Origin of the sequence: Sellimonas intestinalis, assembly GCF_001280875.1 — a bacterium.
Taxonomy (GTDB): domain Bacteria; phylum Bacillota; class Clostridia; order Lachnospirales; family Lachnospiraceae; genus Sellimonas; species Sellimonas intestinalis.
Window position 1 is genome coordinate 304,808 of sequence record NZ_LGAJ01000003.1, and the last position, 17,027, is coordinate 321,834.

General features: G+C 44.6%; 18 protein-coding genes, 1 tRNA gene and 1 other annotated feature. Of the genes, 15 read left to right on the forward strand and 4 right to left on the reverse strand.

Features of this window, described 5'->3' with window-relative positions; all coding sequences use genetic code 11:
• Positions 1-16: 16 nt before the first annotated feature.
• The 5 genes from AOA56_RS02360 to AOA56_RS02380 all read left to right on the forward strand — a co-directional run bounded on the left by AOA56_RS02360 (position 17) and on the right by AOA56_RS02380 (position 4,505).
• Positions 17-331 carry a DUF1540 domain-containing protein gene (locus AOA56_RS02360; RefSeq protein ID WP_024732816.1) on the forward strand — a complete coding sequence of 105 codons (315 nt, stop codon included), beginning with the start codon at positions 17-19 and terminating at the stop codon, positions 329-331.
• Between the two features lie 177 nt (positions 332-508).
• A complete protein-coding gene (locus AOA56_RS02365) occupies positions 509-1,870 on the forward strand; it encodes an AI-2E family transporter (protein WP_048621986.1) in 1,362 nt (453 codons plus the stop codon).
• Positions 1,848-2,768, forward strand: a complete 921-nt coding sequence (metA, locus tag AOA56_RS02370; RefSeq protein WP_024732815.1) for a homoserine O-acetyltransferase MetA — start codon at positions 1,848-1,850, stop codon at positions 2,766-2,768. Before AOA56_RS02365 ends, metA begins: the two co-directional genes overlap by 23 nt.
• A gap of 307 nt (positions 2,769-3,075) precedes the next feature.
• A complete protein-coding gene (locus AOA56_RS02375; protein WP_053768877.1) occupies positions 3,076-3,906 on the forward strand; it encodes a sialate O-acetylesterase in 831 nt (276 codons plus the stop codon).
• A 38-nt stretch (positions 3,907-3,944) separates the two neighbouring features.
• Positions 3,945-4,505 carry a GNAT family N-acetyltransferase gene (locus AOA56_RS02380; protein WP_024732814.1) on the forward strand — a complete coding sequence of 187 codons (561 nt, stop codon included), beginning with the start codon at positions 3,945-3,947 and terminating at the stop codon, positions 4,503-4,505.
• A gap of 344 nt (positions 4,506-4,849) precedes the next feature.
• Here the strand turns inward: AOA56_RS02380 and aroE are convergent, their stop codons facing one another.
• Positions 4,850-5,722 carry a shikimate dehydrogenase gene (gene aroE / locus AOA56_RS02385; RefSeq protein ID WP_053768878.1) on the reverse strand — a complete coding sequence of 291 codons (873 nt, stop codon included), beginning with the start codon at positions 5,720-5,722 and terminating at the stop codon, positions 4,850-4,852.
• 92 nt (positions 5,723-5,814) lie between these two features.
• Between aroE and AOA56_RS02390 the strand changes: the two genes are divergently transcribed.
• The 6 genes from AOA56_RS02390 (at position 5,815) to AOA56_RS02415 (ending at position 11,360) form a co-directional block, all read left to right on the forward strand.
• Positions 5,815-6,333: a shikimate kinase gene (locus AOA56_RS02390; RefSeq protein ID WP_048621982.1), complete on the forward strand. Its 519-nt coding sequence runs from the start codon at positions 5,815-5,817 to the stop codon at positions 6,331-6,333.
• A gap of 23 nt (positions 6,334-6,356) precedes the next feature.
• Positions 6,357-6,604: a binding site (T-box leader), on the forward strand.
• A 165-nt stretch (positions 6,605-6,769) separates the two neighbouring features.
• Positions 6,770-7,780, forward strand: a complete 1,011-nt coding sequence (locus AOA56_RS02395; RefSeq protein ID WP_048621981.1) for an ABC transporter substrate-binding protein — start codon at positions 6,770-6,772, stop codon at positions 7,778-7,780.
• A 22-nt stretch (positions 7,781-7,802) separates the two neighbouring features.
• The gene (locus tag AOA56_RS02400) at positions 7,803-8,684 is read left to right on the forward strand and encodes an ABC transporter permease (protein ID WP_024732811.1); all 882 of its coding nucleotides are present in this window, start codon (positions 7,803-7,805) and stop codon (positions 8,682-8,684) included.
• The gene (locus tag AOA56_RS02405) at positions 8,677-9,450 is read left to right on the forward strand and encodes an ABC transporter ATP-binding protein (protein WP_053768879.1); all 774 of its coding nucleotides are present in this window, start codon (positions 8,677-8,679) and stop codon (positions 9,448-9,450) included. Before AOA56_RS02400 ends, AOA56_RS02405 begins: the two co-directional genes overlap by 8 nt.
• Before the next feature lie 140 nt (positions 9,451-9,590).
• Positions 9,591-10,094, forward strand: a complete 504-nt coding sequence (locus AOA56_RS02410; protein WP_024732809.1) for a dCTP deaminase/dUTPase family protein — start codon at positions 9,591-9,593, stop codon at positions 10,092-10,094.
• A gap of 24 nt (positions 10,095-10,118) precedes the next feature.
• Positions 10,119-11,360 (forward strand): serine hydroxymethyltransferase, encoded by a 1,242-nt coding sequence (locus tag AOA56_RS02415; RefSeq protein ID WP_024732808.1) that lies wholly within the window; start codon positions 10,119-10,121, stop codon positions 11,358-11,360.
• Between the two features lie 148 nt (positions 11,361-11,508).
• Here the strand turns inward: AOA56_RS02415 and AOA56_RS02420 are convergent, their stop codons facing one another.
• Together AOA56_RS02420 and AOA56_RS02425 are read right to left on the reverse strand one after the other, a co-directional pair.
• Positions 11,509-12,372, reverse strand: a complete 864-nt coding sequence (locus tag AOA56_RS02420; RefSeq protein ID WP_024732807.1) for a DegV family protein — start codon at positions 12,370-12,372, stop codon at positions 11,509-11,511.
• Positions 12,373-12,466: 94 nt separating this feature from the next.
• Positions 12,467-13,816 carry a spore germination protein gene (locus AOA56_RS02425; RefSeq protein WP_024732806.1) on the reverse strand — a complete coding sequence of 450 codons (1,350 nt, stop codon included), beginning with the start codon at positions 13,814-13,816 and terminating at the stop codon, positions 12,467-12,469.
• 365 nt (positions 13,817-14,181) lie between these two features.
• Between AOA56_RS02425 and infC the strand changes: the two genes are divergently transcribed.
• The 4 genes from infC (at position 14,182) to AOA56_RS02445 (ending at position 16,495) form a co-directional block, all read left to right on the forward strand.
• A complete protein-coding gene (infC, locus tag AOA56_RS02430; RefSeq protein WP_024732805.1) occupies positions 14,182-14,676 on the forward strand; it encodes a translation initiation factor IF-3 in 495 nt (164 codons plus the stop codon).
• Between the two features lie 35 nt (positions 14,677-14,711).
• The gene (gene rpmI, locus AOA56_RS02435) at positions 14,712-14,909 is read left to right on the forward strand and encodes a 50S ribosomal protein L35 (RefSeq protein ID WP_024732804.1); all 198 of its coding nucleotides are present in this window, start codon (positions 14,712-14,714) and stop codon (positions 14,907-14,909) included.
• A 30-nt stretch (positions 14,910-14,939) separates the two neighbouring features.
• Complete coding sequence (rplT, locus tag AOA56_RS02440) at positions 14,940-15,296, forward strand: 50S ribosomal protein L20 (RefSeq protein ID WP_048621976.1); 357 nt, start codon at positions 14,940-14,942, stop codon at positions 15,294-15,296.
• Positions 15,297-15,580: 284 nt separating this feature from the next.
• Complete coding sequence (locus tag AOA56_RS02445) at positions 15,581-16,495, forward strand: NAD(P)/FAD-dependent oxidoreductase (RefSeq protein ID WP_024732802.1); 915 nt, start codon at positions 15,581-15,583, stop codon at positions 16,493-16,495.
• A gap of 89 nt (positions 16,496-16,584) precedes the next feature.
• On the opposite strand, the gene AOA56_RS02450 is transcribed toward AOA56_RS02445, so the two are convergent.
• Positions 16,585-16,669 (reverse strand) — tRNA-Leu (locus tag AOA56_RS02450).
• Positions 16,670-17,027 lie beyond the last annotated feature (358 nt).

The following is a 17,027-nucleotide window of genomic DNA, read 5'->3' on the forward strand; positions in this document are numbered from 1 at the left end:
GAAGGAGGATGAAAAGATGCCAGAATTAAGATGTACTGTACAGAATTGTATGCACAATCAGAACTATTACTGTAACCTCGATGCTATTCAGGTTGGTGGGGACAAGGCAAAGAATGCTGCCGACACATGTTGCGACAGCTTTGAGGAGAGAAAATCCGGGACGTTTACAAATGCGTCTATGGAGGCTTCTCCGCTGAGTACGATCGACTGTAAAGCTCAGGAATGCTGTTATAACGAAAACTGCAAATGTAATGCCGGAAAAATCAGTGTGGAAGGCGGCGGGGCATGTACCTGCAAAGACACTGAGTGTGCTACTTTCCAGTGCCGTTAAGACGCAAAAATTGGGACAGGCGGATTTTCCGCCTGTTCTTTTGTTGCTCCAGAGAGGAGCTAAAATCCAGGTTTGTCACAGCTGCAATCTCGGAATGTTCCATTTGGCCATTTCCAGTGATTGACGCTTTCCCGAGGTTTCGCTATAATGAAGTATATGTGTATGGAGACCGGGAGGATGGAAATGAAAGAAACCAATACCAAAAATGAAGTCGGGAAAAAAGACAAAGAAGTCCGGAAGATACCTGCCTTTGGTGGAAAAGGGCCGTCCAGGATTCGGCAGTCTTTTGGGAGGGGACTGACTATTTTTCTTGTGATCGCAGCCTGTATTATCCTGTATTTTGCATTTTTGAGAGCAGATACTCTCTTTTCGGTAGCAGGAACGATCATTGAGATCTTAAAACCGATTATTTATGGTTTTGCTATCGCATATCTTTTAAATCCAATTGTAAAAGAGACAGACAAGTATCTGTTGCCTGTTTTAAGGAAAAAAATCAAAAAAGAAAAGACGGCACGGCAATTTTCCAGGGCGGCCGGGATCCTGTTTGCCCTGCTGGTTCTGTTTGCTGTGATTTTTGCCCTGCTAAATATGCTCATACCGGAGCTTTTTCACAGCATCCGGAACCTTATGGAAACATTGCCGGGACAGTTGAACAGTGGTATTGAGGCTATTGAGAATTTGCAAAAAGAACAGTCTACTATGGGATTGCTTCTGGGCAATATTCTGAATCATGCTTCTGAGACGCTTCAGAACTGGATTCAGACGGATCTGTTGCGGCAGATGAATATCTGGATGACCAATATTACTACGGGGGCTATGAATGTACTGAGCGAGGTATTCAATTTTCTCGTGGGCTGCATTGTTTCTGTGTACATGCTTTTCAGTAAAGAGCTGTTTGCGGCGCAGATGAAGAAGATTCTCTATGGAGTGATGTCCATTGAGCACGCCAATATGACTTTACATATTACGAGAAAGAGTAATGAAATTTTTGGAGGGTTTATCATCGGAAAGATCATTGATTCCGCAATTATCGGAGTACTGTGTTTCCTGGGACTGACACTTCTGGATATGCCATATATCCTACTGGTGAGCGTTATTGTCGGGGTAACGAATGTCATTCCGTTTTTCGGACCGTATATCGGAGCGATCCCCAGTGCGATTCTGATCGCACTGGCTGATCCGATCAAGGGGATTTATTTTCTGATTTTTATTCTTGCACTTCAGCAGTTAGATGGGAATGTGATTGGACCGAAAATTCTCGGGGATTCTACAGGGCTTTCCGCATTCTGGGTCGTATTTTCGATTCTGCTTGGCGGCGGACTCTTTGGGTTTGTCGGCATGATTGCGGGAGTACCGACGTTTGCCGTGATTTACTATATCGTGAAAATGGTGGTAGAGCAGAAATTGGAGAAGAAAAAGATGCCTGCAGACACGGAAGCTTATGGAAGGGTAGAATATCTGGATGACAATGGAACATTCCAATATGTAAAAGACGATATAAAGGAGAGAACAGAAGATGCCGATTCGAGTACAAAATGATCTTCCGGCAAAGGAGATTCTGGAGAGAGAAAATATCTTTGTGATGGATGAACACCGTGCTGTCCATCAAGACATCCGTCCGCTGAAAATTGGGCTTTTAAATCTGATGCCGCTGAAAGAGGATACAGAGCTTCAGCTTTTGCGCTCGTTTTCCAATACGCCGCTTCAGGTGGATGTGACTTTCGTGATGGTGTCCAATCACCAGTCAAAGAATACATCCGCGAATCATCTAAATAAATTTTATGTTCGGTTCCAGGACGTGAAAGACCAGAATTTTGATGGTTTCATCATTACTGGGGCACCCATCGAACAGATTCCATTCGAGGAAGTTGACTACTGGGAAGAGATGAAGGAAATTATGGAGTGGACCAAGACCCACGTTACTTCTACGATTTATCTTTGCTGGGGAGCACAGGCAGCCTACTATTATCACTTTGGGATCGACAAATATCCGCTGAAGAAAAAGCTGTTTGGCGTCTTTCGGCACCGGGTGATGAATCGGAGGATTCCACTGGTACGCGGATTTGACGATGTATTCTATGCACCGCATTCCCGGCATACCCAGATTGATCCTGCGAAGATCAAAGCGTGTGAAGATCTCATGGTTCTGGCAGAATCAGACGAGGCGGGCGTCTTTCTGGCTATGACAAAGGACGGCAGGCAGATCTTTGTTATGGGACATCCTGAGTACGATCGCATGACGCTGGATGAAGAGTACAAACGGGACAAATCCAAAGGGCTTCCGATCGAGATTCCTTGTAACTATTACCCGGATGATAATCCAGAAAACCGGCCGCTTCTTACTTGGCGGTCCAATGCCAACAATCTGTATACAAACTGGCTGAATTACTACGTATATCAGATCACACCGTATGATTTGGTAGGAACACCATTTTAATGCGGGTTTCTCGGTAATTTTGTAATTCGGACTTATTATAAAATGTTGAAAACACCGGGTAACATCGTAAGTTTGGGAGTACAATGGGAGTAAGGGAACTCCTGTTATGGGAGTTCAAATATGTAGTCTGAATGGAATTTTGATAAAGAACGTTTTCAAGATAGCTACTTTTTCGAGTAGAAGTATTAGAGGCTGACTTTCATTAGCAAATTGGAATTGACCGGGTTGAAAACGAGGAATACTTCTTGTCTACAGGACAAAGAGGCAGAATACAGAAAGAGTTTAACAACTAAACGATAGGAGAAAAATGAAATCAGTTTTACTTATAGGGCAATCAAATATGGCAGGACGTGGATATTTGCATGAGGTTACGCCAATTTACAATGAAAATATTTTTATGCTTAGGAACGGCAGATGGCAGATGATGACTGAGCCAATCCACTTTGACCGCTCAGTGGCTGGCGTTGGTCCTGCAGCGTCATTTGCACAGGCATGGTGTAACGCAAATAAAAATGAACAAATTGGGCTTATCCCTTGTGCGGAAGGAGGAAGTTCTATTGATGAATGGAGTAAGGAAAGCACTCTATTTCGCCATGCCGTCAGTGAAGCAAAATTCGCTATGGAAAACAGTGAATTGATTGCAATTTTGTGGCATCAAGGAGAAAGCGATGGTCGAAGCAAAAAATACAAAAATTATTACCACAAACTTAATATTTTAGTTAATTCATTCAGAAAAGAGCTGGGAGATTTGGAAGTTCCGTTTATTGTTGGCGGTTTGGGAAATTATTTAAGTAAGTCTGGCTTTGGAAGAAGTTGTGTAGAGTATGATTTGATTAATCAGGAATTACTTAAATATGTAGAAAATAATAGGAATTGTTATTTTGTAACAGGGGAAAAATTATACCCTAATCCAGATGGTATCCATATCAATGCAGAGTCTCAAAGAAGGTTTGGCATTAGATATTTTAAAGCTTATCAGACCAAATCAAGTATTGTCGAGCCTTTAGATAATGAAGAGAACATGGTAAAGGAATTGTATGAAAGAGAATATACTATGGCTGAGAAAAGATACATAACACTAGAACAATTTACATTAGGAAAAAGTTCTATGGAAGAAGTGATGAAATTTTTAAAATAGCGACATCGATTCGGAATTTTTGGAGGGAAATTAGCATGGTGGTTGATGTATATAAAAATTGTCCTAGTTTTGAAAATGAATATTATATATTGAGAATGGTAGATAAGGCGGATAAATTGGATTTGTTAAAGGTATATTCTGATGAAAAAGCTGTATCATTTTTTAATAGTGATAATTGTGGCGGAGATAACTTTCACTATACAACTGAAAACCGAATGGCACAGGCGATTGAATATTGGCTTTGGGAATATGATAGACAAGGGTTTGTCCGTTGGGCGATTGTTTCAAAAGCAACAAAAGAAGCAATCGGCACGATAGAGCTTTTCCATAGAGACGCTGAAGATTATTTTACAAATTGTGGCTTGCTTAGATTGGATATTCGGAGTGATTATGAAATTGCCAGTGAGATTGTCAAAATACTAAAATTGATAATCGAACCTGCATATGCACTTTTTCATTGTGATAAAATTGCTACAAAAGCTATCGCATTAGCAACAGAACGGATTTCAGCATTAAAAGCGTTAGGCTTTAAACAGTCGGAGGAGAAACTAATAGGACATGATGGGATGGAATATGATTCATATTTCGTATTAAAGTAACAACTTCTAGTTTGTATGGCAAATGATAAATAGATAGTTACATAAGAGAGGAAAAACAGATTGTACTGGACATGTCGAAAGGGAAAGTTCCATTAACATATTTTTTGTATAGTAAAACACTATAGTAAAATTCCGGTTTGCAAGCCCTTAGTGGGGCAAGGAACAAGGCAAAGCTCATATACCGCGGGGGAATTATTAACGGAAGAGGGCCGTCAGTGGTACTATGATGCGGCGGAGGACTTGTAAGGTCAGAAACCTTGCAAGTCTTTTTCTAATTCCGCAATTGCAAATCATGAGTGTTGATAGTACCATGCTTTCCGGCTTTTGCATTAGCAGCCTCAGTTTTATAGTGTAGAGATGCCCCATGCTCTTCTGACGTCCTCTACCGGGAGCTCTTCTCCGGTATAGAGACGAAAGGCAGCGGCTCCTTGATATAACAGCATACTGAGACCGTTGCAGCAGCTCAGGCCGGCTGTTTTGGCATACCGAAGAAGCGTTGTCTCCTCAGGGGAGTAGATGATATCCATAACAAACAGATGGTCACCCAAATCTTTCGGACCGGACACCGCACAGGAGTCCGGATTTGGTTCCATTCCAATACTGGTCGCATTGATGAGGATATCTGCGTGGACAAGTTCGGCCTTTAAAAGATCCGGATCTTCCAAATTCAGAAGTGCAATCCGGCACCCTGTTTTCTTACGGATCTTTTCCAGGAAGTCTTCAGATTTCCAGAAACTTTGTTTTCGTACAAACACGGAAATTTTCGACGCTCCATCCAGAGCAGCCTGAGTGATAATAGCAGTGCCGGCGCCTCCGGCGCCCAGGATGATAAGATGCTTTTCCTGGATGGAGACGCCTGCATGGGAGAGAGCGAGCATTGCTCCGATTCCGTCGGTATTGTACCCGATCAGACGGCCATTTTCATTGACAATCGTATTGACTGCATTACACAGTCTGGCTTCTGTGGAAATGTCGTCCAGGTATTGTATGACAGCCGTCTTGTTCGGCATGGAGACGTTGGCTCCACGCATTTGCAAGGTACGCATGGAACGGATCGCATCTGCAAGAGATGTCTGATCGATCTGAAAGGCAAGATAGACATAGTCCATTCCAAGCTTTTGAAAGGCAGTATTGTACATGAAAGGTGATTTGGAGTGGGCGGCAGGATCTGCGAAGAAGCCAAGCAGCCCGGTGTGCCCGCTGATTTGTAATGACATTGGGATTCCCTCTTTCTATCTGGTTTTGATTATGCTAAGATTATAAAGAATGAAAAAAGGAATGTCAATCGATCAGGGAAGGCAGGGACAGAATGAAGCATATTTTTTTAACCGGATTTATGGGGACGGGAAAGACTACGATTTCCAAAGCATTGCGGGAAATACTTTCATGCGATGTGATCGATATGGATCGGGAGATTGAACGGATGGAAAGAATGTCGATCCCGGAGATTTTTGTACAGAAAGGAGAAACCTGGTTTAGGCAGTGTGAGACCAGTTTCCTGGAGGGACTGAAAAAGAGAGAGGGAGCCATTGTATCCTGTGGCGGGGGTGTGCCTCTACGCAGAGAAAATGTGAAAACAATGAGAGCGTGCGGTATCGTTGTACTTTTGACGGCTAGCCCGGAGACAATCTATGAGCGGGTGAAGGATAACCATGACAGACCACTTCTGGAACAGAATAAAACGCCGGAACATATCGGAGAACTTTTGAAGGAGCGAGAGCCATATTATCGGGAAGCAGCAGATCTGGAAGTAGTGACGGATCAGAAAAGCGCAGATGAGATTGCAATTGAGATTAAAAAATTACTTGACAGCAGTAAAGCAGTGTGATAAAGTATATACAAGATTTATATTTCAAACCGATGAGAAAGAGGAGTAGATCGTCAGGCGAGATCACAGAGAGCGGCAGATGGTGGAACTGCTGTATGGAGCGGACGGTTGAATGGACTTTCGAGGGCAGCCTGAAAGCCGAATGGTGAGTACGGTTTGTCGGGAACCGAACCCGTTATCAATCAGGAGTGTATGTTAGTACATGAGAAAGTGGGCAGAGATGCCAATTTGAGTGGTACCGCGATAATAAGAGTTTATTACCGTCTCAAGCAGTAGCTTGGGGCGGATTTTTTGTATCCTGATAGGCCAAAGTTCGGAGTTGCCAGGAACCTTTTTATTATCTGTCGGGACGCCGCTTCCTTTCTTACTGACAGAGCCGGATGTTTGGCATATAACTTCCGGCGTAACGATATTTTAGTAGAAAAGGAGAAAAAACATGAACAAAAAAATGGTAGCAGTATTGGTAAGCGCAATGATGACAATGGGACTTCTTACGGGCTGCAAAAGCAGCGACAGTCAATCAGGAGATGCTGAGTATACGATTGGGATCTCACAGTTTGCAGAGCACGGCTCCCTTGATAACTGTAGAGAAGGCTTTATAGAAGGACTGAAAGAGGAAGGTATCGAAGAAGGGGAAAATCTCAAAATCGAGTACAAAAACGCGGCGGCGGATCAGGGAACAGCCAAGCAAATCAGTGATACGTTCGTATCTGACAAGGTAGATCTGATCTGCGGGATTGCGACGCCAAGCGCCCAGGCAGCTTTTAACTCAGCAATGAATTCTGATATTCCGGTAATCTACACGGCTGTAACAGATCCGGCGGAGGCGAAGCTTGTGGACGATGAGGGGAACCCGGTAGGAGAAATCACAGGAACGAGTGATGAGCTTCCGATCAAGGAGCAGTTGGAGATGATCCGTGAAATTCTTCCGGACGCAAAGAAGGTCGGCATCCTCTACACGACGAGCGAGGCAAATTCCGTATCTGCGCTTTCAACATACAAGAAGCTTGCAGGTGATTACGATCTGGAAATCGTAGAAAAAGGTGTGACGCAGACAGCAGATATCTCTCTTGCTGCAGAAGAGTTGTTAGGCGAGGTAGACTGTCTGACAAACCTGACGGACAATACCGTAGTCAATTCTTTGGCAACGATCCTTGACAAGGCAAATGCGCAGAAGATTCCGGTATTCGGAAGCGAGATTGAGCAGGTGAAGCTTGGATGTCTGGCAGCGGAGGGTCTAGACTATATTAAACTTGGTAAGCAGACAGGAAAGATGGCAGCACAGGTATTAAAGGGCGAGAAGAAAGCTTCTGAGATAAAATACGAGACCATCTCAGAGCCGGGGCTCTATGTGAATACAAAAGCGGCGGAGAATCTTGGAATCACCATTGATGAATCACTGGTAAGTCAGGCTGTAGAAAGCTTTGATGAGATTTCCGCATCATAAAGGAATAACGGGAGGCAGACAAATGAACCTTATAGTAACAACAGTAGAGCAGGGATTGATTTACGGAATCCTGGCGCTGGGAGTGTATATCACATACAAGATTCTGGATTTTCCGGATTTGACGGTGGATGGCAGCTTTCCGCTGGGAGCGGCTGTGACGGCGGCTCTGATTGTCAGGGGAGTCAATCCATACCTGACACTTTTGATTTCCTTTGGGGCAGGTGTGCTTGCAGGGGTCTGCACGGGGCTGATCCATGTGAAATGCAAGGTAAGGGATCTGCTTTCCGGGATTATTATGATGACAGCACTTTGGACGATCAATCTCCGGATTGCCGGGACAGCGAATGTTCCGATCTTTGGGGAGGAGAGTATTTTTGACAATGACAATATGAACGGGATCTTTCATGGAACACTAGCCTCCTACAAAGTCTGTGTGATCGTCCTTGTGATCGCAGTGATTGCCAAGATAGTTTTAGATCTGTATCTGAAGACCAAGTCCGGCTTTCTTCTACGGGCAGTAGGAGACAATGAACATCTGGTGACGTCTCTTGCAAAAGATCAGGGGAATATAAAGATTCTCGGTCTTGCCATTGCAAATGGGCTGGTAGCACTGGCAGGATGTATCTTCTGCCAGGAACAGAGAGTCTTTGAGATCTCCAGTGGTACAGGAGCGATTGTCATCGGGCTTGCAAGTGTCATCATCGGAACGAGTCTGTTTAAGGGACTGACCTTTATGAAAGCGACAACGGCGGTTCTGATCGGTGCCATTATTTATAAAGCCTGCGTTGCGGCAGCATTGAAATTCTTCGAGCCACAGGACATGAAGCTGATTACGGCGGTATTGTTCCTGGTCATACTGATTGTTGGAATGGAAAGAAAGAAGAAGGTAAAGGGAAATGCTTGAATTAAGAGGAATTACAAAATATTATAATCCGGGCACGGTAAATGAGATGTGCCTGTTTCAGGATTTCAACCTGACCGTCCGGAAAGGCGAGTTCGTCTCTGTCGTAGGCAGCAATGGATCCGGCAAAACGTCCATGCTGAATATTCTCTGTGGGAGTATCCCGGTGGATTCGGGCAGGATTTTGATGGATGGGGAAGATATCACCAGAATGAAGGAATATATGAGAAACCGCAGGATCGGACGGGTGTATCAGAATACTGCCCTTGGCACCTGCCCATCCATGACGATCCTGGAAAATATGTCCCTGGCGGACAACAAAGGGAAATTCTATGGACTTGGCCGTGGGATTCATAAAGGAAGAAAGGAGCATTATCGCGAGTTGCTGCGTCAGTTAAATCTTGGATTGGAAGATAAGATGGATGTAAAAGTCGGCACTTTGTCCGGCGGACAGCGGCAGGCTATAGCGCTTTTGATGTCCACCATGACGCCGATCGATTTCCTGATTCTCGATGAACATACGGCGGCTCTGGATCCGAAGACAGCCGAGATCATTATGGAGCTGACGGACCGTATTGTAAAGGAAAAGAGGCTCACCACTATTATGGTGACACACAATCTGCGCTATGCGGTCGAGTACGGCAACCGGATGTTGATGATGCATCAGGGGAAATGTATTCTTGACCGGGCAGGTAAGGAAAAGGAAGAGACGACCGTGGATATGATTCTGAATCTTTTCAATGAAATCAGTATTGAGTGTGGAAATTAATGGAATATGTTTTATGAAAAAGGGAAGCGTGAGTGTGCGCTTCCTTTTTCTATGGAATATCATTTGACTTTCCTCGGACGGAATAGTATGATGAAATTAATGAAAAACTTGTAGAAAAAGGCAGAAGAAGGAGAACGATGATGAAGAGAATCGCAAGATTTCAGAAAGTAAGTAAAGAGCAGTTCCTGGAAGGGACAGAAGGGATTTTGATAAGTCGGGATGCTGAAAAGGCGTATGAAGAGCTGATGCTGCCAAAGCGCGCGACCAAAGGCTCTGCAGGGTATGACTTTTTCACTCCATATCCGATCACCATCGCACCAGGAGAGACAGTGAAGATCCCGACCGGGATCCGTGTCTGGATGGAAGAGGAGTGGGTGCTCAAGTGTTATCCGAGAAGTGGTCTTGGATTTAAGTACCGGCTTCAGCTCAATAATACCGTGGGGATCATTGACAGCGATTATTATTACTCGGACAACGAAGGACATATTTTTGCTAAATTGACAAATGATACAAATGAAGGGAAGACGATCAGTTTGAAAGCGGGAGAGGGCTTTATGCAGGGGATTTTTGTAGAATATGGCATTACCCTCGATGATGATGCGAAAGGCATCAGAAACGGAGGTTTTGGAAGTACTACGATATAAGAAAAAGGAGGATGTGTAATGAATCTGGTACAGGAAGTCATGGATTATATCAGTGGATATGATCCGGAAGTGGGGAAAGGACTGGAACTGGAACTGGCACGCCAGAGAAGGAATCTGGAGCTGATCGCGTCGGAGAATATTGTAAGTCCGGCAGTGATGCTTGCTATGGGGACTGTGCCGACTAACAAGTATGCGGAAGGATATCCTGGCAGACGCTATTATGGCGGATGCGAATATGTGGACGAGCTGGAAATACTTGCTATCGAGCGGGCGAAAAAGTTGTTCGGCGCGGAGCACGCTTGTGTACAGCCGCACTCGGGAGCCCAGGCGAATATGGCGGTTTACCAGGCGTTGATTCAGCCTGGGGATGTTGTGATGGGTATGAATCTCAATCATGGAGGACACCTTACCCATGGTTCGCCGGTCAATCAGTCCGGAAAACTATATCATTTTGTACCATATAATGTCAATGAGAATGGATTTCTTGATTATGACGAGATCCGGGCGATTGCGAGGGAATGTAAGCCGAAACTGATCGTGGCAGGGGCTTCCGCTTATCCGCGTGAGATCCGTTTTGATCTGTTTGCCGATATTGCGAAGGAGGTCGGCGCTTATTTGTTTGTAGATATGGCTCATATTGCGGGACTGGTAGCCGCAGGGCTCCATCAGAGTCCGGTGCCATATGCGGATGTGGTATCAACCACCACCCATAAGACCCTGCGTGGACCAAGGGGCGGTTTGATTCTCTGTAAAGAAATGTACGCAAAGCAGATTGACAAGGCAGTCTTTCCGGGTACCCAGGGAGGACCGCTGGAGCATGTGATTGCTGCGAAAGCAGTTTGTTTCGGGGAGGCATTGAAGCCGGAATTCAGAACGTATCAGGAGCAGATCGTAAAGAATTCCAAAGCGCTTGCAGATGCTATGCTTGCAGAGGGCTTTGATCTGGTAAGCGGCGGAACGGACAATCATCTGATTCTGGTGGATTTAAGGAAACAGAACATTACCGGAAAAGAGATGCAGAGCCGGCTGGATGAAGTCTATATCACAGTGAATAAAAACGGAATTCCGAACGATCCACAAAAACCGGGAATTACAAGCGGTATTCGAATCGGAACGCCGGCGGTAACGACACGGGGATTAAGGGAAACGGAGATGAAGGAAATTGCAAGATTGATCCGGCTTGCGGCAGAAGATTTTGAGAATCGGGCAGATGAGATACGAAGAAGTGTGACGGAGATCTGCGGCAGATATCCGATTTATCAGTAGAAGAGAAATGAATCACCGGAAGTGCCAGAAGGCACATTCCGGGATTGTAAACGGTCGCCAAGGTCTCGGGCAAGCCCGGACTTTGGACCGTTGCCAGTACAAAAAAGCGGGCAGCGTATCCCATCGGGGATCTGCCCGCAATTAGTTCTTATCTGTGATTTCCCATACAGAAAGTGGCTATTACGCCCGGACCGGTATGAGTTCCGATGACAGTTCCGATATCGTTAATCAGAATGTTGTCAATCCCGTATTTTTCACGGATGAGTCCGGCGACATACTGTGCGTCCTCCTCGCAGTCCCCGTGAGTAATCATGACAATCTCATTGTCCCAGCCTTTCATCTGTTCTTCCATGACATCCACGATCCTGTTGAGGGATTTTTTTCGTCCACGCTCTTTTCCAATGACACTGAGCTTTCCTTCATTGTCCACGTGGATCATCGGCTTGATCTTTACCATTGTGCCGAGGATCGCAGTGGCTTTGGAAATCCGACCGCCACGGTGCAGGTGGTTCAAGTCGTCAACCGTGACATTGTGGCAAACATGAAGTTTATTCTTCTCCGCCCATGTTACGATCTCGTCATAGCTCTTTCCCTCTTTCTGAAGCTTTAAGACATAGTAGAGAAGAAGTCCCTCGCCCAGACAAGCACAGAGAGAATCGATAACGGTGATCCGTGCGTCCGGGTATTCTTCCGAAAGCTGCTGTGCGGCGATCTGTTCGCTTCCGCAGCTTCCGCTCAGTCCAGAAGAAAACCCGATGTGGATGATGTCTTTCCCTTCTTTAATAATAGATTCAAATAGTTCTCTTGCCTGTCCAGGAGTAACCTGGGAAGTCGTCGGCAGAGATCCGTTTCGGATCCGGTCGAAAAATTCTTTCTTTGACAGACCCTCCATATCCGGATAGGTCTCACCGTCAATCGTATATGCTAATCTAAGCGTCGGAACCCTGTGTTCTTCCAGCCATTCTTTCGGAAGATCCACGGTACTGTCCGTAGTAATGACAAAGTCTCTCATTGCTGTAACCTCCTCGCCCTGTTTTTTCTTATCATACCATTTTTTATGGCAGGACGCAAAAGATTTATACTGGAAGAGAGAATGAATTTTTATATTAATTTTTGCTGATTTTCAGATAGCTTTCTCCGGAAACCGTGCGGTTAAAACAGATGGAGCAGACGGTAATGATGCAACCTGCCGCAAAACCAACCCAGTCAAAGAGGGCAGTGAGGGTAAGAAGCAGCAGACGCATGAATTTCAGTGCATAGCCCAGCTCAAAGTTTGGCTGAGTATAGTTTGCCACAGCCACGAACGCCATGTAGAGCATGACCTCGGAATTAAACCAACCGGATTTGACGGAAAATTCTCCCATGACAATACCGGCGATCACACTTAAAGGAGTACTGAGCATACTTGGAGTGTTTAAGGCGGCAAGCCGGAGACCGTCGATGGCAAGCTCCAGAAGAAGAAGCTGAAAATACAAGGGAATATTGACCGTATCTCTCACAAGAACGAATTCGAAAATATCGGGAATCCATTTCGGATTCTGCATAAAGAGCAGAAACAGAGGCGTGAGGAAAATGGTCATAATAGTAATAAGGCTTCTGGAGAGCTTTAGGTAGATCCCGGTCAGAGTCGGGAAATAGTAGTCATTTGCCTCCTCGATCATGTCAAAGATGGAGGTGGGAAGAATCATGGCTGAAGGTGAGGTGTCTACCATCAGCACGATTTTTCCTTCCAACAAACAGGCTGTGGCTGTGTCCGGGCGCTCCGTGTATTTGAATTTGGGGAAAGGATTGTACCATTTCCGCTTAAATAAAAGTTCGGCCAGACTTTGCTGGTTCATCTTCAGATCCTCGTCCTGCATCTCCTCAATCTTACGGGTTAGAAGAGCCAAAAGATCCGTGTTTACGCGGTCGGACATATAACAGAGCACCACGTCTGTCCGGGAAGATTTCCCGATTTCCATCATTTTCATAGTCAGGTGCGGATCCCGGATCCTACGCCGGATGAGGGCAGTGTTGAAAACGATGGTCTCCACAAACCCATCTCTGGATCCACGCAGCGACTTGTCCTGCTCCGGCTCTCCGACGTTTCGGGCCGGATACGTCCGGCTGTCAATGATAATGCAGGCATCGTACCCTTCTACAAAAAGGCAGGCTGCACCGGAGAGCAGATTTTTAATGACTTTGTCATATTCGGAAAATGTATCAATCTCCACATAAGAGACAAAGGATCTGGAAAATTCTGTGGCCGTGTCGGGCATCTGATCCTCGGTAATCTTGAAAAATGTGTCCATCAGCTTGGACATTACCTCGTCTTTCATAAATCCATCTATAAAAAAGAAGCAGCTTTCCCGTCCTCCGATGACAATGTCTCTCTCTACAATGTCATAGCTTTCCTGTACGGGGAGCAGCTCGTTCATGTAAGCAATATTTTCCTGTACGATTCTGGAAACCTTCATATTTTTCCTCCCGTGATCTGATATTTGATATAGAAAAGTCTTTCCGGCTTTCCAGAATTTATACCAGTAGGAGCAGAATCAATGTAAGAAAATAAAAAGGTGGAAAAAGGTAAAAAATCCATTGACAGTCTGTGACAAATATGCTAATATACAACTTGTGTGAAAAGAAAGCAGAGTATCCACTCTCACCGCAGCACGATTGAGTGACTGATGGTTTGATATTGAATTACAGCCGAATCTTATGTATTTTTACATTAGAGGAGAGGATTTGTAAAGAGAGATCATGTGGATAGTCTGTACTATCCATTTTTTTATGGCAAGGAATGAGTATTAAAACATGGAGGTGTACTACAATTAGCGATTTAATGATTAACGAACAGATCCGCGACAGAGAAGTGCGGCTGATCGGACAGGATGGAGAACAATTAGGAATTATGTCTGCAAGAGAAGCGCAGAAGATTGCGCTGGAAGCCGAGCTTGATCTCGTGAAGATTGCTCCTACAGCAAAGCCGCCGGTATGCAAGATTATCGATTACGGTAAATACAAATATGAGCAGACAAGGAAAGAAAAAGAGGCAAAGAAAAAGCAGAAGACTGTAGATGTAAAGGAAGTTCGATTATCTCCAAATATTGATACGAATGACTTGAACACGAAAGTAAACAACGCAAAGAAGTTTATCCAGAAAGGAAACAAAGTGAAGGTGACGCTTCGTTTCCGTGGACGTGAGATGGCCCACGTTCAGCAAAGTAAACATATTCTGGATGATTTTGCAGAGCATCTCAAGGACATTGCGGTAGTAGAAAAGCCGGCCAAGATGGAAGGCAGAAGCATGAGCATGGTTTTAACTGAAAGACGTTAAAAATAAATTTTACAATATTAAGGAGGATTATCATTATGCCAAAAATTAAAACAAATAGAGCGGCTGCAAAGCGCTTTAAAAAAACAGCAACAGGACAATTAAAGAGAAATAAAGCTTACAAGAGCCATATCTTAACGAAGAAGTCTACTAAGAGAAAAAGAAATCTTAGAAAGGCTATCATTACTGATTCTACAAATGTAAAGAACATGAAGAAAGTATTACCATACTTATAAGAGTTGGAAGAATAGAAGGAGGAGTAAGACATGGCAAGAATTAAAGGCGGAATGAACGCAAAGAAGAAACATAATAGAGTATTAAAGCTGGCAAAGGGTTACAGAGGAGCACGTTCCAAACAGTACAGAGTGGCAAAACAGTCTGTGATGAGAGCGCTCGCAAGTTCCTATGCAGGACGTAAGCAGAAGAAACGTCAGATGCGTCAGCTCTGGATCGCACGTATCAATGCAGCGGCAAGAATGAATGGATTATCCTACAGCAAACTGATGCACGGCTTAAAGGTTGCAGGTGTTGAGATCAACAGAAAGATCCTTGCTGATATGGCAATCAACGATGCGGCAGGCTTCACGGCACTTGCAGAGCTTGCAAAGGGAAACCAGGCTTAATTATATAGAAGATATGGAAAACAGGGGCATGGCCTCTGTTTTTTCTTTCCTGTTTTACAAACATAGGATTCCTGAGATATGAAGATATATCCTCTGAAGCAGGGAAAAGAGCAGTATGAAAATATACCACGATGTATGAGTAAACGAGTGTCTTCTGATCACATGGCTGAATAATAAAGGAAATTTATGGAATGATAAGAATATATCATTTTTCTTTATGGGTAAATTGTGCTATTCTGACTACAGAAAAGCTGACTATAGAAAAAGAAAGAGGAGGAAGAAGGATGTATGATATTTGTATCATCGGGGCAGGTCCGGCAGGAATCAGCAGCGCTATCTATGCTGTAAGCAGAGGGTTAAAGACGATTGTTCTGGAGCAAAAGGCAGTAGGAGGACTGCTTGGGGGCGTGTCTACCGTCACGCATTACGCAGGGATCATCGAGGAGGAGACAGGAGAGACCTTTGCAGCTAGATTGAAAGCACAGGCTGAGGGGGCAGGTGTAGAGATTGTGATGGAACAGGTGAAGAAAGCAAAGCTTACAGGTCAGGTTAAGATCATCGAGACGGATCAGGGCAGCTATGAAGCGAAAGCAGTGATTATTGCGGCAGGAACAAGGCCAAGAAGGCTGGGAATTGAGGGTGAAGAGGAGTTTCAAGGCCGGGGAACCGGGATGAATCCGGCGAAAGATGGTGCTCGTTATGTGGGCAAGGACATCTTTGTGGTCGGAGGAGCGGATGGTGCGGTCAAGGAAGCTCTTTACCTGGCAAAAATCGCAAAAAAAGTTACTATCATTCATTTCGAAGACACCCTGGGGGCGATTCCGGAATTTACAAATAAAGTAAGGCAGACAGGGAATATGGAAGTACGCCTTCACAGCCGCCTTATCAAAATCAATGGAAAAGAGGAAGCGGATCAGATTGTGATACGAGATGAGCATACAGGGGCGCTGGAAACGATTCAAGCACCAGGATGCGCCATTTTTATCTATGCCGGATCCACTCCGAATACAGAAGACTACCCGGAACTTGAGACGAAAGACGGATATATTGTCACAAATGAAAAGCAGGAGACGAATCTTGCAGGCGTCTATGCGGCTGGGGACATCTGTGTCAAACAGGTAAGGCAGGCGGCCACGGCTGTGGCAGACGGAGCGGTAGCAGCCATCCATGCGGCAGCATATATAAAAGCTCAGAGATAGGGAAAAAATAAGGTTGAAATGAAGTGGGGGAAAAAATAGGGTGCCGCAATTTTATCAGTTTAGATAATTTTGCAACACCCTATTTAAAATGCGGAAGATGGGACTTGAACCCACACGACTGCAATAGTCACAAGATCCTTAGTCTTGCTCGTCTGCCAGTTCCGACACTTCCGCAAAGCCTTTCTTATCGGCTGTCCGAAAAATATAATACTATAGTAGAAGGGTAATGTCAAGCAGAAATCGTAAAATATTGTTTTTTGAGTTTTGTACACATCCGAAAAATGTATGAGGATGGTAATTATCAGATTGATTGAAATCTGCCCTGGCACATGATATGATATTCTTACCATATGTTCAGAAGCGAATGGGAGGAAAGAAAACGGTATTTGCCGGATTATAGGGGAGGAAGGTGGAGAACAAAGGAACATAAAAAGGTGATCTACAGGTAGATAATGTGGCAAAATCAGAAATAAAAGTATATTTCATGGAAGAAACACCAAAACTGATGGATGACATATTCTGAGATTGTAAG